General features: G+C 59.8%; 25 protein-coding genes. 16 read left to right on the top strand and 9 right to left on the bottom strand.

Translation table 11 applies throughout. The features are described from left to right. Positions 1–113 precede the first annotated feature (113 nt). The 3 genes from GDN47_RS02000 to GDN47_RS02010 all read left to right on the top strand — a co-directional run bounded on the left by GDN47_RS02000 (position 114) and on the right by GDN47_RS02010 (position 4,768). A complete protein-coding gene (locus GDN47_RS02000; RefSeq protein WP_145632108.1) occupies positions 114–998 on the top strand; it encodes an NAD(P)-dependent oxidoreductase in 885 nt (294 codons plus the stop codon). Positions 999–1,005: 7 nt separating this feature from the next. Beyond that, a complete protein-coding gene (locus GDN47_RS02005) occupies positions 1,006–2,790 on the top strand; it encodes an IlvD/Edd family dehydratase (RefSeq protein ID WP_152092843.1) in 1,785 nt (594 codons plus the stop codon). Between the two features lie 145 nt (positions 2,791–2,935). Continuing rightward, positions 2,936–4,768, top strand: coding sequence for a bifunctional diguanylate cyclase/phosphodiesterase (locus tag GDN47_RS02010; RefSeq protein ID WP_145632110.1), 1,833 nt, complete (start codon positions 2,936–2,938; stop codon positions 4,766–4,768). On the opposite strand, the gene GDN47_RS02015 is transcribed toward GDN47_RS02010, so the two are convergent. Then, positions 4,731–5,753 (bottom strand): YeiH family protein, encoded by a 1,023-nt coding sequence (locus GDN47_RS02015; RefSeq protein WP_145632112.1) that lies wholly within the window; start codon positions 5,751–5,753, stop codon positions 4,731–4,733. The two genes, GDN47_RS02010 and GDN47_RS02015, sit on opposite strands and share 38 nt — an antisense overlap. 115 nt (positions 5,754–5,868) lie before the next feature. Here GDN47_RS02015 and GDN47_RS02020 point away from each other — a divergent pair, with 115 nt between their 5' ends. After that, positions 5,869–6,750, top strand: a complete 882-nt coding sequence (locus GDN47_RS02020; RefSeq protein ID WP_145632115.1) for a LysR substrate-binding domain-containing protein — start codon at positions 5,869–5,871, stop codon at positions 6,748–6,750. Positions 6,751–6,860: 110 nt separating this feature from the next. Further along, positions 6,861–8,486 carry a Hint domain-containing protein gene (locus tag GDN47_RS02025; protein WP_145632117.1) on the top strand — a complete coding sequence of 542 codons (1,626 nt, stop codon included), beginning with the start codon at positions 6,861–6,863 and terminating at the stop codon, positions 8,484–8,486. A 103-nt stretch (positions 8,487–8,589) separates the two neighbouring features. Here GDN47_RS02025 and GDN47_RS02030 read toward each other — a convergent pair whose 3' ends face one another. Beyond that, the gene (locus GDN47_RS02030; protein ID WP_152092582.1) at positions 8,590–9,399 is read right to left on the bottom strand and encodes a DeoR/GlpR family DNA-binding transcription regulator; all 810 of its coding nucleotides are present in this window, start codon (positions 9,397–9,399) and stop codon (positions 8,590–8,592) included. A gap of 311 nt (positions 9,400–9,710) precedes the next feature. Here GDN47_RS02030 and GDN47_RS02035 point away from each other — a divergent pair, with 311 nt between their 5' ends. After that, on the top strand, positions 9,711–10,589 hold the full coding sequence (locus GDN47_RS02035; RefSeq protein ID WP_145632119.1) for a phosphotransferase: 879 nt from the start codon (positions 9,711–9,713) through the stop codon (positions 10,587–10,589). A gap of 9 nt (positions 10,590–10,598) precedes the next feature. After that, positions 10,599–13,046 carry a GcvT family protein gene (locus GDN47_RS02040; RefSeq protein ID WP_145632121.1) on the top strand — a complete coding sequence of 816 codons (2,448 nt, stop codon included), beginning with the start codon at positions 10,599–10,601 and terminating at the stop codon, positions 13,044–13,046. A gap of 12 nt (positions 13,047–13,058) precedes the next feature. On the opposite strand, the gene GDN47_RS02045 is transcribed toward GDN47_RS02040, so the two are convergent. Beyond that, entirely contained in the window at positions 13,059–13,598 is a 540-nt protein-coding gene (locus GDN47_RS02045) for a P-loop NTPase family protein (protein WP_113351625.1), read from the bottom strand. A 228-nt stretch (positions 13,599–13,826) separates the two neighbouring features. Between GDN47_RS02045 and ung the strand changes: the two genes are divergently transcribed. Next, positions 13,827–14,528, top strand: coding sequence for a uracil-DNA glycosylase (gene ung, locus GDN47_RS02050; RefSeq protein ID WP_113351624.1), 702 nt, complete (start codon positions 13,827–13,829; stop codon positions 14,526–14,528). On the opposite strand, the gene GDN47_RS02055 is transcribed toward ung, so the two are convergent. Together GDN47_RS02055 and GDN47_RS02060 are read right to left on the bottom strand one after the other, a co-directional pair. Next, a complete protein-coding gene (locus tag GDN47_RS02055) occupies positions 14,522–14,932 on the bottom strand; it encodes a type II toxin-antitoxin system VapC family toxin (RefSeq protein WP_113351623.1) in 411 nt (136 codons plus the stop codon). The two genes, ung and GDN47_RS02055, sit on opposite strands and share 7 nt — an antisense overlap. Then, on the bottom strand, positions 14,932–15,186 hold the full coding sequence (locus tag GDN47_RS02060; protein WP_113351622.1) for a type II toxin-antitoxin system Phd/YefM family antitoxin: 255 nt from the start codon (positions 15,184–15,186) through the stop codon (positions 14,932–14,934). The genes GDN47_RS02055 and GDN47_RS02060 overlap by 1 nt, the downstream gene beginning before the upstream one ends. 223 nt (positions 15,187–15,409) lie before the next feature. Here GDN47_RS02060 and GDN47_RS02065 point away from each other — a divergent pair, with 223 nt between their 5' ends. Both GDN47_RS02065 and GDN47_RS02070 read left to right on the top strand, forming a co-directional pair. Next, positions 15,410–16,342, top strand: coding sequence for a VOC family protein (locus GDN47_RS02065; protein ID WP_145632123.1), 933 nt, complete (start codon positions 15,410–15,412; stop codon positions 16,340–16,342). 15 nt (positions 16,343–16,357) lie between these two features. Beyond that, complete coding sequence (locus GDN47_RS02070; protein ID WP_145632126.1) at positions 16,358–16,969, top strand: alpha/beta hydrolase; 612 nt, start codon at positions 16,358–16,360, stop codon at positions 16,967–16,969. Positions 16,970–17,019: 50 nt separating this feature from the next. On the opposite strand, the gene GDN47_RS02075 is transcribed toward GDN47_RS02070, so the two are convergent. Next, positions 17,020–17,583 (bottom strand): hypothetical protein, encoded by a 564-nt coding sequence (locus tag GDN47_RS02075; protein ID WP_233788678.1) that lies wholly within the window; start codon positions 17,581–17,583, stop codon positions 17,020–17,022. Positions 17,584–17,689: 106 nt separating this feature from the next. Between GDN47_RS02075 and GDN47_RS02080 the strand changes: the two genes are divergently transcribed. The 5 genes from GDN47_RS02080 to rutF all read left to right on the top strand — a co-directional run bounded on the left by GDN47_RS02080 (position 17,690) and on the right by rutF (position 21,113). Continuing rightward, positions 17,690–18,586, top strand: coding sequence for a DMT family transporter (locus tag GDN47_RS02080; RefSeq protein WP_113330429.1), 897 nt, complete (start codon positions 17,690–17,692; stop codon positions 18,584–18,586). Between the two features lie 61 nt (positions 18,587–18,647). Beyond that, a complete protein-coding gene (locus GDN47_RS02085) occupies positions 18,648–19,037 on the top strand; it encodes a RidA family protein (protein WP_113330270.1) in 390 nt (129 codons plus the stop codon). After that, positions 19,037–19,543 (top strand): VOC family protein, encoded by a 507-nt coding sequence (locus GDN47_RS02090; RefSeq protein WP_113330269.1) that lies wholly within the window; start codon positions 19,037–19,039, stop codon positions 19,541–19,543. Before GDN47_RS02085 ends, GDN47_RS02090 begins: the two co-directional genes overlap by 1 nt. A 120-nt stretch (positions 19,544–19,663) precedes the next feature. Then, complete coding sequence (locus GDN47_RS02095; protein ID WP_152092583.1) at positions 19,664–20,392, top strand: class I SAM-dependent methyltransferase; 729 nt, start codon at positions 19,664–19,666, stop codon at positions 20,390–20,392. Positions 20,393–20,573: 181 nt separating this feature from the next. Further along, a complete protein-coding gene (gene rutF / locus GDN47_RS02100; protein WP_113395480.1) occupies positions 20,574–21,113 on the top strand; it encodes an NADH-dependent FMN reductase RutF in 540 nt (179 codons plus the stop codon). Positions 21,114–21,187: 74 nt separating this feature from the next. Here the strand turns inward: rutF and GDN47_RS02105 are convergent, their stop codons facing one another. The 3 genes from GDN47_RS02105 to GDN47_RS02115 are packed head-to-tail and all read right to left on the bottom strand — an operon-like array spanning position 21,188 to position 24,307. Continuing rightward, positions 21,188–21,961: an alpha/beta fold hydrolase gene (locus GDN47_RS02105; RefSeq protein ID WP_145632128.1), complete on the bottom strand. Its 774-nt coding sequence runs from the start codon at positions 21,959–21,961 to the stop codon at positions 21,188–21,190. Positions 21,962–21,965: 4 nt separating this feature from the next. Then, positions 21,966–22,970: an NAD-dependent epimerase gene (locus GDN47_RS02110; RefSeq protein WP_113395478.1), complete on the bottom strand. Its 1,005-nt coding sequence runs from the start codon at positions 22,968–22,970 to the stop codon at positions 21,966–21,968. Between the two features lie 14 nt (positions 22,971–22,984). Beyond that, positions 22,985–24,307, bottom strand: coding sequence for a UDP-glucose dehydrogenase family protein (locus GDN47_RS02115; protein ID WP_113395477.1), 1,323 nt, complete (start codon positions 24,305–24,307; stop codon positions 22,985–22,987). A 327-nt stretch (positions 24,308–24,634) separates the two neighbouring features. Here GDN47_RS02115 and GDN47_RS02120 point away from each other — a divergent pair, with 327 nt between their 5' ends. Then, positions 24,635–25,492, top strand: coding sequence for a GNAT family N-acetyltransferase (locus tag GDN47_RS02120; protein WP_145632130.1), 858 nt, complete (start codon positions 24,635–24,637; stop codon positions 25,490–25,492). Positions 25,493–25,603: the final 111 nt, after the last annotated feature.

Genomic DNA, 25,603 nt, shown 5'->3' on the forward strand with positions numbered 1-25,603 from the left:
TGGATGATTTGATTGACGTACATCGGGCATGAGGAGCGGCCCGTCGGCGCAAAAACCCAAAGGGCGATAGCATATAGCCTCGGGGCTCGTGCGCCGCATTCGGAGGATAGTCTATGAGCGGCAGGAAGATCGCTTTTCTCGGCACGGGATTGATGGGGGCGCCGATGGCGCGGCGTCTGCTGGCGGCCGGGTTTGCCGTGACCGTCTGGAATCGCGATCGCAGCAAGGCGGAACCTCTGGCTGCCGACGGTGCAACCGTCGCAGATACGGCGGTGGAGGCGGCGCGAGGCGCCGCGGTGCTTTTCACAATGCTGACGAATGGCGGAGCTGTCGGCGAAGTCCTGTTCGGCAGCGGCGTGGCCGATGTGCTGGAGGCTGGCGCGATCGTTATCGACAACAGCTCGATATCGCCGGCCGTTGCCCGCGAACATGCCTTCAAACTCGCCGAGCGCGGTATCCGACACATCGATGCGCCGGTCTCCGGTGGCGTGGTCGGGGCGGCCGCCGGAACGCTCGCGATCATGGCTGGTGGCGATGCCGGCGTCATCGACAGCGTGCGCGATATCATGGCGCCTCTCGGGCGCGTAACCCGTGTCGGTCCGAGCGGGACAGGCCAGCTCGCAAAACTCGGCAATCAGCAGATCGTTGCCGTGACCATCGGGGCCGTCGCGGAAGCGATGCTACTGGTCGAGGCCGGCGGCGGTTCGCGCGAGGCGTTTCGTGACGCTATTCGCGGTGGGTTCGCCGAAAGCCGGATTCTGGAGCTGCATGGCCAGCGCATGATCGAGCGCAACTTCGAGCCTGGCGGCACCGCCCGCAACCAGCTGAAGGACCTCGATACGGTGCTGGCGGCGGCGCAGAACCTGTCGCTTCATCTGCCGCTGACCGAAGCCGTTCGAGCGGAGTTTGCCGAATTCGTCGAAAACGGCGGTGGCGAGCAGGATCACAGCGGCCTGCTGCAGCATCTGGAAGACAAGAATGCCCGAGGAAAGGCTTGAGGAAGAGATGAGCGATAAGGGTGCATCCAAGCGTCGTCTGCGTTCGCAGGACTGGTTCGACAATCCGGATCGTATCGATATGACGGCGCTCTATCTCGAGCGCTTCATGAATTACGGCATCACGCCGGAGGAATTGCGGTCCGGCAAGCCGATCATCGGCATTGCCCAGAGCGGCAGCGATCTGACGCCCTGCAACCGCCATCACCTCGATCTTGCCAAGCGCGTGCGCGACGGGATTCGCGATGCCGGCGGTATTCCGATCGAATTTCCGACCCATCCGATCTTCGAGAACTGCAAGCGGCCGACGGCTGCGCTCGACCGCAATCTCGCCTATCTCGGCCTTGTCGAAGTGCTCTATGGCTATCCGCTCGATGGCGTCGTGCTGACGACCGGCTGCGACAAGACCACGCCATCGGCATTGATGGCGGCCTCGACAGTCAATATTCCGGCGATCGTTCTCTCCGGCGGTCCGATGCTCGATGGCTGGCATGAGGGTGAACTTGCCGGCTCCGGCACGGTGATCTGGCGTTCGCGCCGCAAACTGGCGGCAGGCGAGATCAACGAGGAGGAATTCATGGAAGCCTCGCTCGCCTCGGCGCCCTCGATCGGCCATTGCAACACCATGGGGACTGCCTCGACCATGAACGCCATGGCGGAAGCGCTTGGCATGTCGCTGACCGGCTGTGCCGCCATTCCCGGCGCCTATCGCGAGCGCGGCCAGATGGCCTATCGCACAGGCCGGCGGGCGGTCGAGCTGGTGCTGGAGGATATCAAGCCTTCGGACGTGCTGACGCGTGAGGCTTTCCTCAATGCCATAAGGGTCAATTCCGCCATCGGCGGCTCGACCAATGCGCAGCCGCATCTCGCCGCTATGGCCAAGCATGCCGGCGTCGAGCTTTACCCCGACGACTGGCAAGTACACGGCTTCGACATTCCGCTGCTCGCCAATGTCCAGCCGGCGGGCGCCTATCTCGGCGAGCGCTTCCATCGCGCCGGCGGTGTTCCGGCCATCATGTGGGAGCTGCTGCAGGCCGGCAAGCTGGATGGTAGCTGTCCGACGGTGACAGGCAGGACGATGGCGGAGAATTTGAAGGGCCGGGAGGCGACGGATCGCGAGGTCATCCGTCCCTTCGGCGAGCCGCTGAAGGAGCGCGCCGGCTTCCTGGTGCTCAAAGGCAATCTGTTCGATTTCGCCATCATGAAGATGAGCGTCGTCTCAGAGGAGTTCCGCAGCCGCTATTTGCAGGAGCCGGGCCACGAAGGCGTGTTCGAGGGCAGGGCAGTCGTTTTCGACGGCTCCGAGGATTATCACAAGCGCATCAACGATCCCGCTCTCGGCATCGACGAAAAGACCATTCTCGTCATTCGCGGCGCCGGGCCGATCGGCTGGCCGGGATCGGCCGAAGTTGTCAACATGCAGCCGCCAGATCATCTTCTAAAAAGGGGCATCAAGAGCTTGCCGACGATCGGCGACGGGCGTCAATCTGGCACGGCCGACAGCCCCTCCATTTTGAATGCCTCGCCGGAAAGTGCGGCCGGTGGCGGGCTTGCCTGGCTCAGGACCGGCGATATCATCCGCATCGATTTCAATCAGGGGCGCTGCGACATGCTGGTGGACGAGGCGGAGATTGCGCGTCGTAAAGGCGATGGCATTCCGGTGGTACCGCCGGATGCGACGCCGTGGCAGCGCATCTATCGTCGTTCGGTCACGCAGCTTTCCGACGGAGCCGTGCTGGATGGCGCCGCCGATTTTCGCGACATCGCTGCCAATCCGCCGCGGCATAACCATTGACAGGCGCCGGCCGCTGGCAAGGATTGCAGTGCTGCTGTTAATTTGGGTAGCTTGCGCAGCCATTAAAGTTCGCGAAAGGGAGTAGTGCAACTATAATTGGCTGCGGTTAGTTAGTCTCTTCAGTTTCCGAACGGGGTGGTGCTCTTTGGCAGAGACGACATCAGGACGAAGCGAAGAAGAGTTCCAGGACCTTTTAAGGAGGCTGGAGCTGGCGCTCGAGGCGTCTCAAATCGGTGTCTGGCAGCATAATGTCAACGAGCAGGAACTGCTCTGGGACTCGCAGATGCACAAGCTCTACGGGACCGGACTTCACGAGCATAGGGTTTCCTCCGACGTCTGGATGAACGCGCTGCATCCGGAGGATATCGAAGGGGCCGTCCACGACTTCGATGTCGCGCTGGCCAGGAAGGGTTTCTATAATTCTCAGTTCCGCATCATCCTGCCCGGAGGCGAGGTGCGTCATCTGCGCTCGCGCGCGCATTATTATGAGGATGCCGAAGGGGCGCCTTCTTTCATCGGCGCGGAATGGGACGTCACCGCCGACGTCCTGCTCAATCGCGAGCTGAGCGGTCAAAAAGCTATCGCCGAAGCGCGTGCCGTTGCATTGGAGCACAGCCGGGCGCGAATAGAACATGCCGCCGATCACGATTATCTCACGGGCCTTCCGAACCGCCGGTATTTCGACCGGCGTCTGGCCGAATTGCGCAACGATGCGTCTATCGGCACTCTTGCAATCCTCCATATCGATCTCGATGGATTCAAGGAGATCAACGACAAATGGGGCCATGCGGCCGGTGATGCCACATTGCAAAGCGCCGCCGCCCGCATTTCCGGAGCGATAACTGCCAACGACATTGTTGCCCGCATCGGCGGTGACGAGTTCGTGGCCGTGCTGGTCAATATCGCCAGTGTCGAAAGGCTTCAGGCGATCGCCGGCGATATTCTATCGCGATTGCGCCGCGAAGTGCGTTTCGGCAACGAGATGCTGAAGATCGGCGCGTCCATCGGCGTGGCGATGGGTCAGACGAGTGGCGCAGGCAATCTTCTGGCAGAATCCGATGTCGCCCTTTTTCAAGCCAAGAAACTCGGCCGCAACCGGGTGGAGTTCTTCACGCCACAGCTCCAGTCCGATCTGCATGCAGAACGCCGCCTGGCCGATGAGTTGCGATTGGCGCCGGTGCTGCGGCAGATCGAGCCCTTCTATCAGATTCAAGTGGATGCGCAGAGCCGCCGCATCGTCGGATTGGAGGCGCTGGCACGCTGGCGGCATCCGGGAAGGGGATTGCTAAGCCCCGTAGCCTTCCTCAAGGTCGCCGATGAATATGGATTTACCGCGGAGATCGATGCGGCCGTGCTGAAGCGCGCACTGGCGGATCGGGCAGCCTGGGTTTCGCAGGGTCTTTCACCGCCGCGCATCGCTGTCAATATCTCCGGTCGCCGGCTTGCCGATCCCGACCTGATCGACGGATTGAGGGCGCTCAGAATACCGCGCCACGCCATCGCCTTCGAGCTGGTGGAGACCATTTTCCTGGATGAACCCGACGAGGCGGTGCTTGCCAATATCGCCGGCATCAAGGAGATGGGAATCGATATCGAGATCGACGATTTCGGTTCCGGTCATGCCTCGCTGATTGGCCTCGTCAAACTCAAACCGAAGCGGCTGAAGATAGATCGGCAATTGGTGACTGCGGTTACGGTGTCCGAGGAGCAGCGTCGTCTTGTCGGCTCTATCATCGAAATCGCACGCACATTGAATGTCGAGGTGGTCGCCGAAGGGGTCGAGACCGAGGATCACGCGCTCGTTCTGGCCGAGGTCGGCTGCGATGAACTTCAGGGCTATGCTATCGGCTATCCTTCTTCCGAAAGCGAGACTGCAGCATTGCTGAAATCGGCCGAGGCGTCGAGCTCGGGGCGGTCTTCAGTCAGCGTTGCCGCACATGCTACTGAAGCTGCAGGGCGAGGATCAGACCATAGCTGATGGCGCCCAGCGTCAACAGCGATAGTGTCGCTGCCGCGATCACCCGGCCGCCGGCATGGGCGACGGAGCGGATGCTAACCGACAGGCCGAGCGCTGCCATGGCGATGACGGTCAGAATACCCGAAACAGTTTCCATCGGTGTCACCAGCATATCCGGGATCAGCCCGAAGGAGCGTAGCGTCATCAATCCCAGGAAGCCGCAGATGAACCAGGGGACCAGAGAATGGTGATGGCCGCTGCTTTCATCGCTGCCTGAGGCTTCAGCCTTGGTGAGGATGCCGAGCAGGAAGATAACCGGGCCGAGCATCAGGACACGGACGAGCTTGACGAGCGTGCCGGTCTGTACAGCGAGCAGGCCGACGGGCGCGGTCGCCGCCAAGACCTGCGGCACGGCATAAACCGTCAGTCCAGCAAGTGTCCCGTATTGCGGTACGCTCATGCCGAAGTGGAAATAGAAAAGCGGCAGCAGGAACACGGCGACAATGCCGAGGACGGCGGTGAAGGCAAGCGCTGCGGCAATCTCCTGCGAGTCGGCCTCGATCACGGGCGCTACGGCCACGATCGCCGAATTGCCGCAGATCGAGTTGCCGCAGGCGATCAAGGTTGCGAGCTTCGGCGGCAGGCCGAGCGCCCGACCGATGAGATAGGTGGCGGCGATCGACAGCACGACGACAATGGCGATCCCGGCGATCAGCCAGACGCCGGCGCCGCGGATCGCCGAAAGGCTGATGGACGCGCCGAGAAGGACGATGGCGATTTCCAGAAGGAACTTGGCGCTGAAATCGACGCCCGGCTTCATGGCCGGCTTCAGCGGCTTGATCGTGCAGACGGCGATGCCGAAGGCGATAGCAAGCACCAGGCTTTCGATCCACCGTCCGCCGAGGAGGCCTACTTCAACATGATCCGCAGCATAGGCCACAAGGGCTACAGCCGAGGTGAGGGCCAAGCCGGGAAGGATCTCGTTTGCGCGTTGAGCGATGGACATGGGTGCCGTCATTCGTGTCTTGTGATTTGGTGACGGCTGGAAAGTCTCATCTGTCGATGTCGACATCCATCGAATATTATCCTATGTTTTATTCGATAAATTAGAATGATTTCCCATGACCTTCGAACAGCTCGCCATTTTCGTCGCCGTCGCGGAGCGAGAGCATCTGACCAATGCCGCCGAAGCGATCCATCTGACGCCATCCGCCGTCAGCTCCGCGATCAAGAACCTTGAGGCCTATTACGGAGTGGAGCTGTTTCATCGCGTCGGCCGTCGGATCGAGCTGACGGAGACGGGACGATCCTTCCTCGGAGAAGCCAAGGCGACGCTCGCACGCGTACGTTCGGCGGAACTGATGCTGTCCGAACTCGGCGGATTGCAGCGCGGTAGGCTCAGTCTCTGCGCAAGCCAGACCATCGCCAGCTATTGGCTACCGCCCTTGCTGATGCGGTTTCGCCGCGATTATCCCGGTATCGAGCTGGATCTGACGATAGGCAATACCCGTACCGTCACCGAAGCGGTTATCGATGGTGCGGCCGAGCTCGGTTTCATCGAGGGGGAAGTGGATGCGCCGGCGCTGTCGATGAAGATCGTCGCACAGGATGCGCTTGTGATCGTCGTGCCGCCACACCATCCCTGGGCGGATGGACGGCAACGGACCACCGCCGACCTTATCAGCGGCACGTCCTGGGTGATGCGCGAGGAGGGCTCGGGCACGCGTTCGGAATTCGAGAACGCGATTGCCAGGCTTGGTGCAAACCCGCGAGATCTCGATGTGGCGCTCGTCCTTCCTTCGAATGAGGCCGTACTGTCGGCGGTTTGTGCCGGGGAAAGCGCCGCGGCTGTTTCCAGTGCTGCGGCTAAGGCCTACCTCGGGCAGGGTTTGCTGGTTCAAGCAACCTTCGATCTGCCCGTCCGCAGCTTCCGGCTGCTGCGCCATAAGGAGCGTCATGCCAGCAAGGCAGCCCAGGCGCTGGAGGCGATGTGCCGGGGTTGACGGTGACGAATCTGTATATTCGACTCGACTAATAAGAGAGTTGAATGCTAGCGTGATGCTCGGTAACCGATAGGCGCACTCGGCCGGCGTCAGGATCCGAGGATGTATCGATGGCAACCTATACCTGGACAGGCAATATCTCCAAAGATGTGTGGATTGATCCTGGGAACTGGTCTCCCAATGGGGTTCCCGGCGATGGAGATTCCGTTATCATCGCCAATGGTGATACAATCGGCCCCCATTGGGGAAATCACCCTGATCTCGCCGGTGTTTTTGTTTCGCCCACTAGTACGCTCTCCGCGTATGGCGGTGTTCATCCGTCCTGGTTCAAGATAGATGGGCCGATTGCCGGCGGCGGGACCCTCTACATTGGCCCCTCGTCTGAAATAGAAGCAGGTAGTGGCGTTACTTCTGCCGTCGGTACGGTGATTGTTGACGGCTTCTATCAATGGGGAGGGTCTGGCTCTTCTCAATTGGTCCAATTGAATCCTGGCGCGCACTTTAATTTTTCCACGCAATTTGACGGGACTGTCGATACGCTCAACAATTACGCGGCAACCATTACATATAACGGTCCAGGAGCGGTCTCGAATATCTCGGTCGATGGTCAGACAGCGACCTTCGTCACGACCGCTGGCAACTATACGCTCAACTTCGCTGGTGACCTTGACCCCTCCAGGTTCATACTGGACGCGGCTACAGGAACGATCGTCGTTTGCTTTGTCACGGGGACTCTCATCCGCACGACACGGGGAGATATTCCGGTCGAGGATTTGCGGATTGGCGATGTTGCTATTACGGCATCATCGCAACTTCGCCCCATCCGCTGGATCGGAAGCACGGAGCTCGATTGCGCCAGTGCCAATGATCCTCGGGCATGCTGGCCGGTTCGTATTGCCGCGGGGGCTCTAGGGCCCAATAAGCCTTCGCATGACCTCATCGTCTCTCCGGCTCATGGAATTTGCGTCACTGTCGTAACCGATGTTCTGATGCCTGCTTCAGTGCTCGTGAATGGAGCAACGATCGACCATGTCGAATGCGCAAAAGTCACATACTGGCATGTCGAACTGGATGAGCATGACATTCTCGTGACGAACGGATTGCCGACTGAAAGCTACGTCGATCATGGCAATCGAAGCTTCTTTTCTCAAACGATGGGCGCTTCGATCCAGCTGGTGAACGATCACGAACAAAGATGCCTGACCTATGTCTCAGATGGACCGCTGATCGAGGCTGTGCGAATGCAAATCCATGCACGCGCTCTGGATATGGGCTGGACCTTGAGTGACGATCCTTTCGCCGACATACATCTCATTGCCGACGGGCAACGCATTGATCCCATGATCGACGAGGGCAGGGCAGAGTTCCGCGTCCGGTCGTCAGTATCGGAACTATGGCTTGCCTCGGAATGGGGGGCGCCAAATCTCGTCAGTTCTTCAGGCGATGGCCGCCGGCTCGGCGTCTGCTTTTCGAGATTGGTCATTGAGGATGGCGTAGCGGAGCCCAGGCATATTTTCGCTGACGACAATAGGCTGAATGATGGTTTCCATTATGTCGAGGATGGCCGTCGGCGCTGGACTGCCGGCCGCGCGCACCTGCCTTCTTCGTTATGGGAAGGTTACGGTGGGATTCTTCGGCTAACTTTCGAATTTGCAGGTCCGGCGGTGCCGCATTGGATCCCACCACAGTCTTCCGAAGAACCTGCAATCGAGCGAGACCAAGAGCAAGCTGCCTGATCGTTCATGCTAGGATCGATTAGGAGGCTCCTCCTCTTGCCTGACTGAAGCCTTATCGATGCAGTCGCGTCAGGATTACCTCAGAAAACTGATGCATCTCAGTTCAACGTCGCTCATCCCGTTGCCGGTTGGCGATGACGAGTTCGATCTCGTTGCGCTCCAGCATGGCGCGAATGTCTGCCGTTGGCTGTTCGTCCGTAACCAGAACGTTGAAGTTTTCCGGTTCACTCAGAACGATCGGCGCGCTGCGCCCGAACTTGGCGCTGTCGGCAACGACGATGCGGTTTTCGGCGCGGCTAGCTGCCTCCCGCGAATATTCCGCTTCTTCCAGATCGTGCAGCATGAAGCCCGAGGCGGCGTTGATGGCGCCGACCGAAAGGATCGCGTGGCGTACATTGAAGCGGCGCAGGAAATTGGCGGCCTCCATGCCGAAGGCGCCGCCATCATGGCCGCGCAGCTCGCCGCCGGCGAAGAAGACGCGATTGCCGTTGCGGGTCGCGAGCGCATGGGCGACAGCGACCGCATTGGTGACGACGAAGAGGTTCTGATGCTTCTGCAGCGCGACGGCGATGAAGGCGGTGGTCGAGCCGACATCGAGGAAGAGCGCATCGCCATCCTCGATCATCGCGGCGACCGAGGCGGCTATCATCCGCTTGGCTTCGGCATTCTCGTTCATGCGCAGATGCAGCGGCGGCTCGATCATCGAGTCCTTGATATGGACCCCGCCATGCACCTTGGTCACAAGGCCGTTGGCCTCCAGGCTGCGGATGTTGCGGCGGATGGTTTCCTCTGAAACGCCGAGCCGTTCGGCCAGAAACTGGATGCGGCTTGCGCCGCCTGCCAGACGCAGCTCTTCCAGTATTTCGCGCTCGCGATGATTGGAGTGAAGCGGTGGCTGGGATATGCCCGACATGGTTCCTGATCCTGTTATGGGTATTGATCCCAAACTTGCGTGGCTTTCGACTGGCCGGTTCCGTTGCCGCCGGAGGCGTTAATGCACGCAACCTCAATCTGGTTGCTTCGCGCCTGAGTTTTTAAGACAAATCTCACCTACGGTGAAGCGCAGTCTTTGGGATATCCATAGCTCATCCGATTGGAGATGGCGCCTCAATTCCACAAAAAGCCAAATATTCGTTTCATTTTGTGGGGAAGTTCTTGACAGCTTTACGTTTGTGAGGAACTTTTCAGATCGGAAAGATGCTCAGCAGCAGGACCGGAGGGGGAATGACTGCGACGGCGGAAGACAGGATACATTCTCTCAGCATCTGGCGCGGGCCGATCGACATCGAACCGCTGGTGGGCGGCATTACCAATCGCAACTATCTGGTTGGCGATAATGGTCGCCGCTTCGTCGTGCGGCTTGGATCGGACATTCCGGTTCATCACATCAGCCGCACCAACGAGGTGGCCGCAAGCAGGGCGGCCCATGCAGCCGGTCTTTCACCTGCTGTGATCCATCATGAGCCCGGCATACTGGTGCTGGACTATATCGACGCAAGCCCGCTATCGGCCGATGATATAAGAAAGCCGGCCATGATGAGCCGGGTCGTGCCGCTCGTCCGGTCCTGCCATCGGGACGTCGCCAGGCATTTTCGCGGACCGGCGGCCATCTTCTGGGTCTTTCACGTGGTCAGGGACTATGCGGCTCTCCTGGAGGCTGGCGGCAGTCGCCACAAGCCGAGGCTGCGTTCCTTTCTTGAGATCGCGGAGCGGCTCGAGCGTGAAGCCGGTCCTTTCGAAATCGCCTTCGGACACAACGATCTGCTGGCGGCGAATTTCCTCGATGATGGCAAGCGGCTCTGGCTGATCGATTGGGATTATGCCGGCTTCAACACGCCGCTTTTCGATCTGGGTGGCCTTGCCTCCAACAATGAATTCTCCGAGACGCAGGAAGAGGCGATGCTGGAGGCCTATTTCGATGCTTCTGTCAGCGATGATCTGCGCCGGCGCTATCAGGCGATGAAATGCGCCTCACTCCTGCGCGAGACGATGTGGAGCATGGTTTCGGAAATCCATTCCGACATCGAATTCGATTATTCTTCCTATACAGCTGAAAACCTGCGGCGGTTCGAGAGCGCCTGGCAGGATTTTTGCAATTCTTGAGGTGACGTCATGAAGGAACTGCCGACTACAGCAAAGATCGTCGTCATCGGCGGCGGCATCATCGGCTGCTCGACCGCCTACCATCTCGGCAAGCTCGGCTTCACCGATACCGTACTGCTGGAGCGCAAGAAGCTGACCTCGGGCACGACCTTCCACGCCGCCGGCCTCGTCGGCCAGCTGCGCACCAGCGCCAATATCACGCAGATGCTCGGCTATTCCGTCGATCTCTACAAGAAGCTCGAGGCGGAGACGGGGCTTGCCACCGGCTGGAAGATGAATGGCGGGTTGCGGCTTGCCTGCAATGAGGAGCGCTGGACGGAGGTGAAGCGGCAGGCGACGACGGCGCAATCCTTCGGCCTGCAGATGCACCTGCTGACGCCGCAGGAAGCGCGCGATCTATGGCCGCTGATGGATGTCGACGATCTCGTCGGCGCCGCCTTCCTGCCGACGGACGGACAGGCCAATCCTTCCGATATCACCCAGGCGCTGGCAAAGGGCGCCCGCATGAGCGGCGTGTCGATCTTCGAGGATACCGAAGTTCTCGATCTGGAGATCGACAAGGGCCGGATCCGTGCCGTCATCACCGAGAAAGGCCGTATCGAATGCGAGCGCGTCGTCGTCTGCGCCGGGCAATGGACTCGGACCTTTGCCGGCCGCTTCGGCGTCAACGTGCCGCTCGTCTCCGTCGAGCATCAATATCTCATCACCGAATCCTTCGGCGTGCCTTCCAACCTGCCGACGCTGCGCGATCCGGACCGGCTGACCTACTATAAGGAGGAGGTCGGCGGGCTTGTCATGGGCGGCTATGAGCCCAATCCCATCCCCTGGGCGCTCGACGGTATTCCGAAAGATTTCCACTACACGCTGCTCGACAGCAATTTCGACCATTTCGAGCAGATCATGGAGCAGGCGCTGGTGCGCGTGCCGGCGCTGCAGACGGCCGGCGTCAAGCAGCTGCTTTGTGGGCCGGAGAGCTTTACGCCCGATGGCAATTTCATTCTCGGCGAGGCGCCGGAACTGAAGAATTTCTTCGTCGGTGCCGGCTTCAACGCCTTCGGCATCGCCTCTGCCGGCGGGGCGGGCATGGCGCTCGCCGAATGGATCGCCAAGGGCGAGCCGCCTTACGACCTCTGGCCGGTCGATATCAGACGCTTCGGTCGCCCGCATTTCGATACGGACTGGGTGCGAACCCGCACGCTGGAAGCCTATGGCAAGCACTACACCATGGCATGGCCTTTCGAGGAGCATTCGAGCGGCCGCCCCTGCCGCAAGTCGCCGCTCTACGATCGGCTGAAGGCGCAGGGTGCCTGCTTCGGCGAAAAGCTCGGCTGGGAGCGGCCGAACTGGTTTGCCGATCTCTTTGCCGGCGAGGAGCCGAAGGACGAGTACACGTATGGACGGCAGAACTGGTTCGATGCGGTCGGCCGCGAACATAGGGCTGCGCGCGAAGCGGCCGTGATCTTCGACCAGACCTCCTTCGCCAAATTCGTGCTGAAGGGCAGGGATGCCGAGGCGGCGATCTCATGGATCGCTTCCAATGATGTCGCCAAGCCTGTCGGCGCCCTGACCTACACCCAGATGCTCAATGATCGCGGCGGCATCGAATGCGATGTCACCGTTGCCCGCATTGCCGAGAACGAATTCTACATCACCACCGGCACCGGCTTCGCCACGCACGACTTCGATTGGATCGCCCGCAATATTCCATCCGAGATGCATGCGGAGCTGGTGGATGTCACCTCCGCCTATTCAGTGCTGTCGCTGATGGGGCCGAAGTCGCGCGAGATATTGCAGGCCGTGACCTCGGCCGACGTTTCGAACGCCGCGTTCCCCTTCGGCAAGGTGAAGACCGTCGGCATCGCCGGCTGCCCCGTCCGGGCGCTGCGCATCACCTATGTCGGCGAACTCGGCTATGAGCTGCATGTGCCGGTGGAATATGCCACGACCGTTTATGACGTGCTGATGGCCGCCGGCCGCGAGCACGGCCTCGTCAATGCCGGCTATCGCGCCATCGAGAGCTGCAGGCTGGAGAAGGGCTATCGCGCCTGGGGCTCGGATATTGGGCCGGATCACACGCCCGTTGAAGCCGGGCTTGCCTGGGCGGTGAAGACGAAGAAGGACATCGCATTCCGTGGGCGCGAGGCGATCGAGCGGCAGTTAGCCTCTGGCGTCAAGAAGATGCTTGCCTGCTTCGTACCCGACGATCCCGAAATCGTGCTTCTCGGCCGCGAGACGATCTATCGCGACGGCCAGCGCGTCGGCTGGCTATCGAGTGGCGGCTATGGCTACACGATCGGCAAGGCGATCGGCTACGGCTATGTCCGCGATCCCATAGGGGTGACCGAGGATTTCGTGCTTTCGGGGCGCTATGAGCTCGATGTCGCGCAGAGCCGCGTGCCGTGCCGGGTGTCGCTGAAGCCGCTTTATGATCCGCAGATGGTACGGATCAAGGGGTGATTGATATGAGGTCTATCGCCTGCTCGGCAGATCCCACGCCTGATAAAGGTTATTCAGAGCCTCCGCCGTATGGCATTCTACCGTTGGCAACCCGGATTCCTGTAGGATTTTTGCGTATTTGGCGCCGCTGTTGCGGGTCTTCACGAGTATCCAGTGAATCATCTCCCATTTGATGCTGTCCTTGGCGCCTTCGAGATGCCCTGCTCGATCTGAGCGGTTGATCAGGGTCCGCTTGAGATAGCGGGAAAAGCGCAGCCAATGATTGGAGGTGATGAGGATGGCGCCGGTAGCGCGGGCCAAACGTTGCGGCATCAGGCGCGTATAATTGCCTTCCATAATCCATTGTTCGCCCAAAATCGCCGCGTCGTGAAGCGCAGCGAATTCCGCTTCAGGGCGCTGTTGCCAATCGGTATGAGGCAGATGATGGAGCTGATCCAGATGTACCGCCGGAAAACCCAACTTTTTGGAAAGGGAGACCGCCAGGGTTGATTTGCCGGCATTGGAAGGGCCGAGCACAACGATGCGCTCGCCAAGGGAATGCAAGGGAAGCATGAGACACCGGTCGGAAAATTGGGATGGCTTCCATTGGCGGAAGTGAGCGGCCTTGTCAACGCTTGCGTGTCCTGCTGCTATCATACGTCATTTACGAGATAAGCCCGGAGGCAGGCTGCGCTATCTCCAAAACCTGTGATCTCTCCACCGCGGCGTCCGCCATTTTCTTGACACGCCGGCTCTTTCATCCTCAATCGATATGCTGACAACAGACGGAGGCCGGAAACGATGGCTGAGGCGAACATCAAGCTTGAGGAGAGCTGGAAAGAGGCGCTGTCGCAGGAGTTCGAAAGCCCCTACATGCAGCAGCTCAAATCTTTTCTTGTCGAGGAAAAGCAGCGCGGCAAGGTGATCTTTCCGCGCGGCAGCGAGTATTTCCGCGCGCTGGATCTGACCCCGCTTGATGAGGTGCAGGTGGTCATTCTCGGACAGGATCCGTATCACGGCTTCGGTCAGGCGCATGGGCTCTGCTTCAGCGTGCGCCCCGGCGTGCGCATTCCGCCGTCGCTGGTCAATATCTATAAGGAACTGGAAACCGATCTCGGCATTCCGCCGGCCCGCCACGGCTTTCTGGAAAGCTGGGCGAAGCAGGGCGTCTTGCTGCTGAACAGCGTACTGACGGTGGAGGAATCCCAGGCCGCATCACATCAAGGCAAGGGGTGGGAGCGCTTCACCGATGCGGTCATCCGCAGAGTCAACGACGAATGCGACGGCGTCGTCTTCATGCTCTGGGGCTCCTACGCGCAGAAGAAGGCTGCTTTTGTCGATACCGAGCGCCATCTGGTGCTGAAGGCGGCCCATCCGTCGCCGCTCTCGGCCCATAACGGCTTCCTCGGCTGCCGGCATTTCTCCAAGGCCAATGCCTATCTGGTCGCGCATGGCCGGGATCCGATCGATTGGGCGCTGCCGAGCAATCCGGATGCTCAGTAAGGCGTTTGATCCCAGGGATTGACGATTGAAGCGCCGGTGTCGTCGAAATCGCCGATGTTGCGAGTAACGACGATAAGGTCATGAACGATCGCCGTTGCTGCGATGAGCCCATCGGCGTCACCACGCGGTCGTTGTGCTGCGATACGTCCCCATTCGACCGCAATCTGATCGGTAATGGGAAGAATGCGATTGCGGTGGTCGTGCCGGAGCTTGCGCAACCATTCCTCCAGATGAGTTGCGGTACGCGGGTCTGATCTTCGCTTGAGCGCAATCCCGCGCATGATCTCTCCAAGTGTGATGACACTCAGATAAATGGTGGAGGGATCGACTGAGCGCAGCCACGCAATCGCTTGGGAATTACCGCGCCGGATTTCCGAGACGACATTGGTATCCACGAGATACATCAGAAAAGAACATCCCGGCTTGGCGTTTTATCTCGCTTAGATACGGCTTCGGCCATTTCGTCGTCCCAAACCGGCCCTGACAGCAAGTCATCGGCAAGGCTCGGTTTGCCAGCCAGAAGTGCATCGTAGTCTTCGGCAGACAGAACGACCGCCGCGGGCTCGCCGCGCAAGGTGACGATTTGCGGCCCTTCGCTGCGTGCTTTCTGTACGACTTTGGAAAACTGGTTCTTTGCATCCTGCAATGGCCAATTCATCGAAATCCCCGCTAGCTAGACTGTCTAGCTTAAAAGGTAATGCTGCTCGTATTTAGAATCAAGAGATGAGGCGAGACGGGTCTTGGTGTGAACGATTCAAAATTATCGTTCACTCATTGAAGACAATCCGTTTGGCTATTGAGGGCTATCGAAACGCCGCCGACAAGACCATCTTCTGCCCATGAGAAACGCCTGCGGGTGCAGGCGAGACAAGGGGTTTAAGATGCTTAACCAGATCAAAGGTCTTCACCACGTTACCTCGATGGCGGAAGACGCCCGCACCAACAACAAGTTCTTCACCGACACGCTCGGCCTTCGCCGGGTCAAGAAGACGGTGAATTTCGACGCTCCCGATGTCTATCATCTCTACTATGGTGACGAGATCGGCACGCCCGGTACGATCATGACCTACTTCCCGTTCCCGAAGATGGCGCGCGGTCGCCCCGGTACCGGCGAAGTCGGGAATACGGTCTATTCCGTTCCCGAAGGTTCCATCGGCTACTGGACCGAACGGCTTAGCCAGCGCGGTGTCGAGGGCCTGAAGACCGACGAATCCTTCGGCCAGAAGCGCCTGCATTTTGCCGGTCCAGATGGCGATGGCTTCGCGCTTGTCGAGGTCAAGGACGATAAGCGTCAGCCCTGGACGCATGGTGGCGTCGATGCCGAGCATGCCATCAGAGGCTTCCACTCCGTGGCCATGCGGCTCAGGGACGAAGGCGCGACGGCCGAGTTGTTGAAGTACATGGGTTACGAGGTGGTCGATACGCATGACGGCATCAAGCGGCTTGCCATTCCCGGCGGCAACGGTGCCGATTATGTCGACCTCGAAACTATGCCGAACATCAACCGGGCGCTGCCGGGCGCCGGCTCCGTCCACCATGTCGCCTTCGCGGTCGAAAACCGCGCAAAGCAGCTCGAAGTACGCAAGGCGCTGATGGATACGGGTTATCAGGTGACGCCGGTCATCGACCGTGACTACTTCTGGGCGATCTATTTCCGCACACCGGGCGGCGTGCTGTTCGAAGTCGCCACCAATGAACCTGGCTTCGATCGTGACGAGGATACGGCCCATCTCGGCGAAGCGCTGAGGCTGCCGGAACAGCATGCGCATCTGCGTGGGCTGATCGAACAGCATCTCGAACCGCTGGAAGGCTAAGCCAGGAGAGATATCATGACCGATACGACTTATGTGCACCGGCTGAAGGCCGGTGCACCCGGAAAGCCTATCTTCTTTACCTTCCATGGTACCGGCGGCGACGAGAACCAGTTCTTCGATTTCGCCACCCGCCTATTGCCGGACGCTACCATCGTCTCGCCACGCGGCGATGTCTCGGAATATGGCGCAGCGCGCTTCTTTCGCCGAACGGGCGAGGGCGTCTATGACATGGCCGATCTTGCCCGCGCCACGGAAAAAATGGTCGCCTATGTCTCGGAGCTGGCGGCGGAATACGGAGCATCGCAGGTACTTGGTCTGGGCTTTTCCAACGGTGCGAACATCCTTGCCAATGTGCTGATCGAGCATGGCGATCTCTTCGATGCGGCCGTGCTGATGCATCCGCTGATCCCGTTCCAGCCGCAGGACAATGCAAGGCTGGAGGGCAAGCGCGTGCTGATTACGGCAGGCGAGCGCGATCCGATCGCACCCGCTCCAGTCACCAAGGCACTCGCCGATTACTTTACGCGGCAGAATGCCGAGGTCACTCTGGATTGGCATCCAGGCGGCCACGATATCAGGCCCAACGAAATCGAGGCAATCCGCAGTTTCCTAGCGCCCTACGCTTAGGGCCTGCGCAAAACACCGGTTGCGCGGCAGAGATTTTGCTGCGCAGCCTGCTATTTGCCGATCAGGCGCATCATCGCCTTCGCTTGAGAGGCTGCCGCGAGTTTTCCCTTCTGGTCAATATAGTCCGTTCCGCAGAAGCGGTTGAGATTGGCAAAATCCATACTGTCCGGTAGCGCATGCCTTGTCTCGACAATGACCATGCGCCAGGCGCAGCCGAGCATCCTGTCGGGTTGGATTGCCTGATCGCAGCCTGTGCTCAGGCATAAAGCGACATGTTTCTGCGCTCGATACCCGCCCGCTATGGCTTCCTCGTAATCGGCCTTCCAGCTATCGCGTGTATGTTCGCAGCGGGAGGGATTGCTGCTCTGGCTGCATTGCACCGTCTTGTCGACATAGGTTTGCGCCGGCGGCCATAGCGGACCGTCGACCAGGCTGACGCAGCCGCACGCAAACAAGGTGGCCGACAGCAGGCGCAATTGATTCTCCTTCGACGCGGACCGCCAGAACCGTAGAGCGATCACAAATATGTTCAAGATCAATATGATCCAGCCAATACCAATGGGTAGGTAGGCGTCTCCTGGTTGCCAGCGGGAAGGGGCGTGGCCTTCCTGCAACCCTTGCCATCTTCCGGCGTCCGCGACACGCAGCGACGCAAGCTTTGCTTGTGGGGATCCTTGCCGCCCGCTAATGCTCTGCCGCTATAGGGCGGAGGATTTCATCGTGACGCTGGCGGAACAGCAGCAATACAGGCTGGGCGTGGCCTATGTGGCGCTTTCGGCGCTCGCCTGGTCGACCTCCGGCCTGTTCGTGCGGGCGATCCATGCCGATCTGATGACCATTCTGTTCTGCCGTGGCATCGTCTCTGGCCTCGGCGTCTTCGCGCTGTTTTTCTATATCGAGCGCCGCAACGCTTTTCGCATCCTGCGTTCCATGGGTGGTCCTTCGCTGGCGGCGACGATCTTTTCCACCGCATCCATGATCAGCGGCATCGGCTCGATCTATTACACGTCGGTCGCCGATGCCATGGTCATCTATGCAACCGTGCCCTTTGTAACCGCGGGCGTCGCCTTCCTCTTCATCCGCGAGCGTCCAAATTTGCGGACGCTGATTGCGAGTGGCATTGCTTTTATCGGCGTGCTCGTCATGCTTTCCGGCCATGCGAGCGATGGCGGCAGCTGGCTCGGCAAGGGGCTTGCTGCCATCATGACGCTGACCGTCGCCTGCCTTGCCGTCGTCATGCGCCAGCATCGCGATGTGCCGATGCTACCGGCCATGGCGCTTTCCGCCTGGCTGTGTTCCTCCATTACCTTCTGGTTCGCCTCGCCGCTTTCGATCTCCGGCCAGGATCTTGGCCTGATCATCGCCTTCGGCATCATCCAGAACGCCATGGGTCTCAGCCTCTACACCTTCGGCTCGCGGCTGGTGCCGGCCTCGGATGCGGCGCTGCTGACGGCGCTCGAAGTGCCGCTGACGCCACTTTGGGTCTGGATGGTGTTCGCCGAGCGTCCTTCGACGGCGACACTCATCGGCGGGCCGATCGTGCTTGCCGCATTGTTCGGACATATCCTGTTGGAAATACGGCGAAATCGGGTGGTGACATCAACACGGACGCACTGACCGTCTTGCCCCTTTCGTCTCAAAATGCTGAAATCGGTTCAGTCATCAGGAGTCGGAATCGATGAAAAAGGTCTTCAACCCCGCATCCGTCCGCCGCCCTTTCGGCAATTACAATCACGGCCTGCTGGTGCCGCCAGGCGCCAGCCTGCTGGTCACATCCGGCCAGCTCGGCATCGGTGCCGACGATCGCATTCCGCCTGACGTCACCGGTCAGGCCGAGCTGTGTTTCAAGGCGATTGGCGCTATCCTCGAGGAGGCGGGCATGGGGTTTGCCGACGTCATCCGCGTCGGTGGTTTCGTGACCACGCGCGAGGATTTTCCCGCCTACATGGCCGTGCGTGATCGCTATGTCCAAAATCCCGCGCCGGTCTCTACGCTGCTGATCGTCGGCGGATTTACGCGGTCCGAGTTCCTGGTCGAGGTCGAGGTCACGGCAGCCAAGGTGATGTGATGACGATCGGTCATCTCGAGCATTCGGCCGATCCATCAATCCCCCGCATTCTGGGACTTTACGAGACGCATCTAACGGTTGCCGATCTCCAGCGCTCCATCGCCTTCTATCGCGACGTTCTGAAGCTGGAGGTCGGGACCGTCATCGAGAGCAGGAATGTCGCCTTCCTTTGGATCGACGATAAACGCATGGGCATGTTGGGCCTTTGGGAAACGGGCTGCTCCCCGCTCAAGATGCGCCTTCATATTGCCTTCAGAACCTCTCTCGCCGATGTACTCGGCTCCGCAGCCGCATTGAAGGCTCGTGGCATTCAGCCGAAGGGGTTCAATGGCGAGCCGCTCGATGAACCCGTTGTTCTAGGTTGGATGCCGGCCGTCTCGCAATATTTTTCGGATCCCGACGGGCATTCGATCGAATTCATCCATGTGCTTGAGGAGGCCGCCGAACCAGATTTCGGTGTAAAGCCCTATTCGGAATGGTTGTCGCGACCGAAACCGTTAGCATGACAGGCGCTGAACGAGGCTTCCTCATCATCGGCTTCTGCCGGCTCCCTTGTTGTCTATGTGAAGAAATGCCATCGATATTGCCGATCCAATGCATGTTGCGGAGAGGCATGGAAGACAAATATGACACAAAATATCTACGACGATCCGGGCTTCTTCGAGGGCTATAGCCGCCTTCAGCGTTCCATCAACGGGTTGGCGGGTGCGGCCGAATGGCCGGCGATCCGTGCCTTGATGCCGGACATGAAGGGCCTCGACGTCGTGGATCTCGGCTGTGGTTTCGGATGGTTCTGCCGTTGGACGGCCGAGCAGGGAGCGGCCAGCGTATTGGGGCTCGACGTCTCGGAAAAAATGCTGGAACGCGCGCGAACGGAAACGGCGGATGCGCGGGTTCGCTACGATCGGGCCGATCTTGAAAGGCTAGAGCTTCCCAAGGCGAGCTTCGATCTGGTCTACAGCTCGCTCGCCTTCCACTATATCGAGGATTTCGCCGGCCTTTTGGCGACCATCCGCCAAGCACTCAAACCGGACGGGCGTCTGATCTTTTCGATCGAGCATCCAATCTATATGGCGCCGCGACGGCCGGAATGGCTCGATGATGCCGAGGGTGGCAAGATCTGGCCGCTCAATGCCTATCAGATCGAGGGACCGCGGGTGACGAACTGGCTCGCCGAGGGCGTCATCAAGCAGCATCGCACGATGGGCACGACGCTTAACCACCTGATCAAGTCCGGTTTCATCATCGCCCATGTCGAAGAGTGGTCGCCGAGTGATGACGACCTCGCCGCGCATCCCGATTGGGCAATCGAGCGCGAGCGGCCGATGTTTCTCCTGATCTCCACCCGGACCTGAGGCATGCTTCAGCATGCCGTGACGGCCTAGAAGGCTGAGCCGATCTATTTTTCTTTTTGTTGATAGATTTTATAGAAAATTAATTGCTCGCAGAGGACTGCTTCCGCAAAATGTCGTTTCTTGAGGCGCATCCTCCCCATCGATAATGTGAGGCTGTCGGCGCGATTTAGGGAAGAGTGCGATGAACATGAAAACGTCCGTGGCAATCGAGAAGGCGGTGCCTGTCGCCGATCCCGACATTGCGCGCACCGAGTTTCGCAATGCCATGGCGCGGATGGCGGCGGCGGTGAACATCGTCACGACCAATGGTCCGGCCGGGCTTGCCGGCTTCGCGGCGACCGCCGTCTGCAGCGTCACGGACAGCCCGCCGACCCTGCTCGTCTGCCTCAATCGCGGCGCTTCCGTTCATCCTGCCGTCACGCAAAACGGCGTGCTCTGTGTCAATGTCCTGTCGGAAGCACATCAGGATCTGTCGCGGCTTTTCGGCGGCAAGACCCCGGTTGCCGAACGCTTTGCTGCGGCCGCATGGTCGGAACTCTCGACCGGCGCTCCGGTGCTGGAAGATGCTCTTGTCTCGTTCGATTGTCGCATCGTCCGTCAGGCCGATGGCGGCACGCATGACATCCTGCTCTGCGAAGTCGATGCTATTCGTCAACGTGACGAGGGACAGGGGCTTATCTATTTCGACCGGGCCTATCATCCTGCGGGTTCGGCTGAATAGGCTAGTTGTCCAAGCCTTTTCCGAAATTATCCACGCCGCCAAGGTCTTCGTCGTCTTGCGGCGAACAGGACCGTTCATGCCAGAAAGTCTTCGATCGCCTTTAAGACCAGAGCAGGATGCTCTCGGTGCGGCACATGCCCGGTATCCGGCATGATATAGACCGGACCACGCCCGGCCGCGATGCGACGCGGATGGGCTTCGGAGCCATATTCGTCGCGGTCTCCATGAATGGCGAGCACCGGACAATGAAGCTTTTCAAGGGCCGGATCGAGGACCCAACCGGCGCGTTCGGGAGCAAGCCAGGTGTCGATCCAGGCGTGCAGCACCCACTCGGCCTTGCTGCCGTGATATTTGGCAAGCCGGGCGAAGGTTTCCGCCGATTTGAATTCCTGCTGCGCGATCCGGATACCCTGAAGGGTCTTTTCCTCCACGAAAGCCTGGGCGGCAATGGTGATCACGGCGTGGCAGCTTTCGCCAAATCTTGCCCCCGTCTCCACCGCCATGCCGCCCCCGACGCTGTGCCCGCAGGCGACGAAGTCTCGAATGGACAACTGCTCGCAAAGAAGCGGTACGAAACGCTCGGCCTCCGATGCAATAAAATCCTGCGTCAGAAGATCGTCGCGAGCATCGGACCGGCCAAAGCCCAGCCGATCATAGGCGATGACCCGGCGACTAAGGGAATGGGCGAGTTGTTCCGGGAAATCCCGCCAGAGCGTGATGCATCCGAGGGAATCGTGAAACAGGATGATCGGTTGCTGCGATCTCAGGACGGTTGGCGTCCATGATTTGGCATAGAGGCGCTCGCCGGAGCTCTCGATCCAATGGTCCGTTTCAGCGATCTCTGCCATTTGGTCAGTAATTTTCCTGATACCACTCAACGAAGCGCTTTACGCCTTCATCGACTTCGATCTGCGGCTTGAATCCCGTCAGCGCCACCAGGAGATCCGGCACGGCATAGGTGTTGTGGACGTCTCCGGGCTGCATGGGCAGCATCTTGCGGATCGCCTTCTTGCTGAGCATCGTCTCGATCGTCTCGACGAATGTCATCAGCCCGACGGGCTGGCCGCCGCCGATATTGACGATCCGGAAAGGGGCATTCTTCGACAGGGTGTCGATGACCGTTTCCGACACGATCCGGTTTTCCTCTGACGGCACGACACCGATGAGACGCACGATGCCTTCGACGAGATCGTCGATATAGGTGAAATCACGGCTCATCTTGCCTTCGCCGTAGATCTCGATCGGCCTGTCGTTCCTGATGGCATCGACGAACTTGAACAGCGCCATGTCCGGGCGACCCCAGGGGCCGTAGACGGTGAAGAAGCGGAAAGCGGTCGTGGGCACGTTGAAGAGATGGGCGTAGCTGTGCGCCATCAGCTCCATGCTCTTCTTGGTCGCCGCATAGATCGTCATCTGCTCGTCGGCCTTGTCGCTTTCGGCAAAGGGGATCTTCTCGTTGGCGCCGTAGACGGAAGAGGTCGATGCCAACAGCAGGTGCTTCGGCTGCAGGTTTCTTGCCAGTTCCAGAATGTTGAACGAACCGACAAGATTGGAATCGACGTAGGAACGCGGATTTTCGAGGCTGTAGCGGACACCCGCCTGGGCGGCGAGGTGGACGATCACGTCGGGCTCGGCGAGTTCGGCGGCATGATCCAGCGCTGCCTTGTCCTCCAACATGCCTGTTACGGCCTTGAAACCGTTGGAACGCGCGAGGATGGCGGTGCGCTTCTCCTTGAGCCGAACATCGTAATAGGGTGTCATCCCGTCGAAGCCGACGACAAAATGGCCCTCGTCGAGCAGGCGCTTGGCAAGGTGGAATCCGATGAAGCCGGCAGTGCCGGTGATGAGATAACGCATAATCCCGCCCTTACTTACAATGTTGCGTCACTGGAAGGTCTGCCGACGCTCGTATAGGCAAAGCCGTGCTTTGTGACCTCGTCATGGCGGTAGATGTTTCTGAGGTCGACGAGAACAGGCGCCTTCATGACGGATTTGAGCCGGGCAAAATCCAGCGCGCGGAACTGGTTCCATTCCGTCACGATGACGAGCGCGTCGGCATCGCGCGCGGCGCTGTAGGCATCCTCGGCATAGGCAATGTTGTCGATGACCAGGCGTGCGTTGTCCATGCCTTCGGGGTCGTAACCGGTGACCGTGGCGCCGGCATCCTGCAGCGTCTGGATGATCGAGATCGCCGGGCTGTCGCGCATATCGTCGGTGTTCGGCTTGAAGGTCAGGCCGAGGACCGCGATCGCTTTGCCCCTGATATCGCCGCCCATGGCCGCGATTACCTTGCGGCCCATAGCGCGCTTGCGGTTGTCGTTGATCGACACGGTGGTTTCGATCAGGCGCACGGGGCTATCGTAATCCTGCGCCGTCTTGGCAAGCGCCAGCGTATCCTTCGGGAAACACGAGCCGCCATAGCCGGGGCCGGCGTGCAGGAACTTCGAGCCGATGCGGCCATCGAGGCCGATGCCGCGCGAGACCTCTTGCACATTGGCGCCGACCTTTTCGCAGAGGTCGGCCATCTCGTTGATGAAGGTGATCTTCATGGCGAGAAAGGCGTTGGCCGCGTATTTGATCAGCTCGGACGTGCGGCGGGAGGTGAAGAGCAGCGGCGCCTGGTTGAGGTAGAGCGGCCGGTAGACTTCGGTCATGACGCCGCGGGCGCGCTCGTCATTGAGGCCGATGACAATGCGGTCGGGACGCTTGAAGTCCTCGATGGCGGCACCTTCGCGCAGAAATTCCGGATTGGAGACAATGGCGACATCTGCTTGCGGATTGGTTTCGCGCACGATGCGCTCCACTTCGTCGCCGGTGCCGACCGGTACGGTCGATTTGGTGACGATGACCGTGAAGCCCTTCACGTGCTCGGCGATCTCGCGGGCGGCGGCATAGACGTAGGAGAGGTCGGCATGGCCGTCGCCGCGCCGCGAAGGGGTGCCGACTGCGATGAAGACGACGTCGCTTGCAGCAACGCTCGCCTCCACTTCCGTCGTGAAGGAGAGACGTCCGGCGCGGACATTGTCTGCCACGAGCTGCTCCAGGCCCGGCTCGAAAATCGGTATTTCGCCGCGCCGCAATGCCTCGATCTTGCTCGTGTCCTTGTCGACGCAAATGACATCATGGCCGAAATCGGCAAAGCAAACACCTGACACAAGCCCCACATAACCCGAGCCGATCATCGTGATGCGCATGAAATTTCAATCCTTTTGCTGGCGCCGGGCTTCGCATGAAAACGCAAAGGCGGCATGGGCGATTGTCTGCGCTTATACACAGGATCGCAGGTGACGCCTATATGCGATGCTGGGTTTAGGAGGATTGCGACAGAAGTGTCACAAAAGCTTGGTTGATTTCCTGCCGCCCTATTCGCGTGATCGCCTTGTTTTCCAAGTGAAACGAAGCCTTTGCACTTTAAGCTTATCCTCCCATTGCTTGTGATTGGCAGCATGTTGTCACATGATGAATTTGGGCGCGGTCGTTCCATAGGGGCGGCGGTGTAGTGGGCGGTTCGGGACTATTGCATGAAATCGACTTTTGCCGTGCGGACAATGCGGGCTGGCGAGCTGGAGCTTGCTCTGGAATGGGCACGGCAAGAAGGCTGGAATCCCGGTATTGACGATGCGCCCGCTTTCTGGGAGGCAGACCCTGCCGGTTTTCTGATCGGCGCCATCGGCGAGGTGCCTGTCGGTTGTATATCGGTCGTTCGTTATGGTGAGGCCTTCGCTTTTCTTGGTCTTTACATACTGCATCCGGAGTTGCGTGGGCGGGGATACGGCAAGCAGCTCTGGAACAAGGGCATGATGCTTGCCGGCAATCGCATTGTCGGGCTGGATGGGGTCGTCGCGCAGCAGGAAAACTACCGGCGGCACGGTTTCGAGACGGCCTATCGGACACTGAGGTATGGCGGCATTCCCAAAGTGCCTGAGGTGGACGAACAGCAGGCAAGGCAGGTGATGCCGGTCGTGGACGGCAAGCTCGAAGCGCTGGTGCATTATGATGCGGAAATCTTCCCCGGGCTGCGTCATTCCTTCATCCGGGCCTGGTGCGGTGCTCCCGAAAGGCGTGCATCCTTCATCGTCGGTGGTGGCAGCCGGGTTCGCGGCTACGGCACGATCCGCCGCTGTTTCGAGGGTTACAAGATCGGTCCGCTTTTCGCCAACAAGCCGGAGGTTGCGCTTGCGTTGATGAGCAAGCTGCTTGCCAAGACCAATGGGCAGCCCGTGTATCTTGATGTGCCGGTCGATAATGCCCAGGCGATCATGCTTGCGGAAGATTGCGGTCTTTCTCCGGTGTTCGAGACGGCGCGCATGTATCGCGGCAAGGCACCGGAAATCCCGCTCGATCGCGTGTTCGGTGTCACCACGCTCGAGCTCGGCTAGATCTGGCTCGTCCGACTGCTGGGAGCAGGCGGCAACATTAACGTTAACAAACGAATAACGGTCCCGCCGGAGGTTTAATCAACCTTAACGGCTGCTTCTTCGACCCAGCCG

Origin of the sequence: Martinezella dioscoreae (genome assembly GCF_009176305.1) — a bacterium.
Taxonomy (GTDB): Bacteria; Pseudomonadota; Alphaproteobacteria; order Rhizobiales; family Rhizobiaceae; genus Rhizobium; species Rhizobium dioscoreae.

What these genes read in the sequence shown, in the direction of transcription:
- GDN47_RS02000 (WP_145632108.1), top strand. Translation starts at nt 114, where the DNA reads ATGAGCGGCAGGAAGATCGCTTTTCTCGGCACGGGATTGATGGGGGCG.
- GDN47_RS02005 (WP_152092843.1), top strand. Translation starts at nt 1,006, where the DNA reads ATGAGCGATAAGGGTGCATCCAAGCGTCGTCTGCGTTCGCAGGACTGG.
- GDN47_RS02015 (WP_145632112.1), bottom strand. Translation starts at nt 5,753, where the DNA reads ATGTCCATCGCTCAACGCGCAAACGAGATCCTTCCCGGCTTGGCCCTC.
- GDN47_RS02020 (WP_145632115.1), top strand. Translation starts at nt 5,869, where the DNA reads ATGACCTTCGAACAGCTCGCCATTTTCGTCGCCGTCGCGGAGCGAGAG.
- GDN47_RS02025 (WP_145632117.1), top strand. Translation starts at nt 6,861, where the DNA reads ATGGCAACCTATACCTGGACAGGCAATATCTCCAAAGATGTGTGGATT.
- GDN47_RS02030 (WP_152092582.1), bottom strand. Translation starts at nt 9,399, where the DNA reads ATGTCGGGCATATCCCAGCCACCGCTTCACTCCAATCATCGCGAGCGC.
- GDN47_RS02035 (WP_145632119.1), top strand. Translation starts at nt 9,711, where the DNA reads ATGACTGCGACGGCGGAAGACAGGATACATTCTCTCAGCATCTGGCGC.
- GDN47_RS02040 (WP_145632121.1), top strand. Translation starts at nt 10,599, where the DNA reads ATGAAGGAACTGCCGACTACAGCAAAGATCGTCGTCATCGGCGGCGGC.
- GDN47_RS02045 (WP_113351625.1), bottom strand. Translation starts at nt 13,598, where the DNA reads ATGCTTCCCTTGCATTCCCTTGGCGAGCGCATCGTTGTGCTCGGCCCT.
- ung (WP_113351624.1), top strand. Translation starts at nt 13,827, where the DNA reads ATGGCTGAGGCGAACATCAAGCTTGAGGAGAGCTGGAAAGAGGCGCTG.
- GDN47_RS02055 (WP_113351623.1), bottom strand. Translation starts at nt 14,932, where the DNA reads ATGTATCTCGTGGATACCAATGTCGTCTCGGAAATCCGGCGCGGTAAT.
- GDN47_RS02060 (WP_113351622.1), bottom strand. Translation starts at nt 15,186, where the DNA reads ATGAATTGGCCATTGCAGGATGCAAAGAACCAGTTTTCCAAAGTCGTA.
- GDN47_RS02065 (WP_145632123.1), top strand. Translation starts at nt 15,410, where the DNA reads ATGCTTAACCAGATCAAAGGTCTTCACCACGTTACCTCGATGGCGGAA.
- GDN47_RS02070 (WP_145632126.1), top strand. Translation starts at nt 16,358, where the DNA reads ATGACCGATACGACTTATGTGCACCGGCTGAAGGCCGGTGCACCCGGA.
- GDN47_RS02085 (WP_113330270.1), top strand. Translation starts at nt 18,648, where the DNA reads ATGAAAAAGGTCTTCAACCCCGCATCCGTCCGCCGCCCTTTCGGCAAT.
- GDN47_RS02090 (WP_113330269.1), top strand. Translation starts at nt 19,037, where the DNA reads ATGACGATCGGTCATCTCGAGCATTCGGCCGATCCATCAATCCCCCGC.
- GDN47_RS02095 (WP_152092583.1), top strand. Translation starts at nt 19,664, where the DNA reads ATGACACAAAATATCTACGACGATCCGGGCTTCTTCGAGGGCTATAGC.
- rutF (WP_113395480.1), top strand. Translation starts at nt 20,574, where the DNA reads ATGAACATGAAAACGTCCGTGGCAATCGAGAAGGCGGTGCCTGTCGCC.
- GDN47_RS02105 (WP_145632128.1), bottom strand. Translation starts at nt 21,961, where the DNA reads ATGGCAGAGATCGCTGAAACGGACCATTGGATCGAGAGCTCCGGCGAG.
- GDN47_RS02110 (WP_113395478.1), bottom strand. Translation starts at nt 22,970, where the DNA reads ATGCGTTATCTCATCACCGGCACTGCCGGCTTCATCGGATTCCACCTT.
- GDN47_RS02115 (WP_113395477.1), bottom strand. Translation starts at nt 24,307, where the DNA reads ATGCGCATCACGATGATCGGCTCGGGTTATGTGGGGCTTGTGTCAGGT.
- GDN47_RS02120 (WP_145632130.1), top strand. Translation starts at nt 24,635, where the DNA reads ATGAAATCGACTTTTGCCGTGCGGACAATGCGGGCTGGCGAGCTGGAG.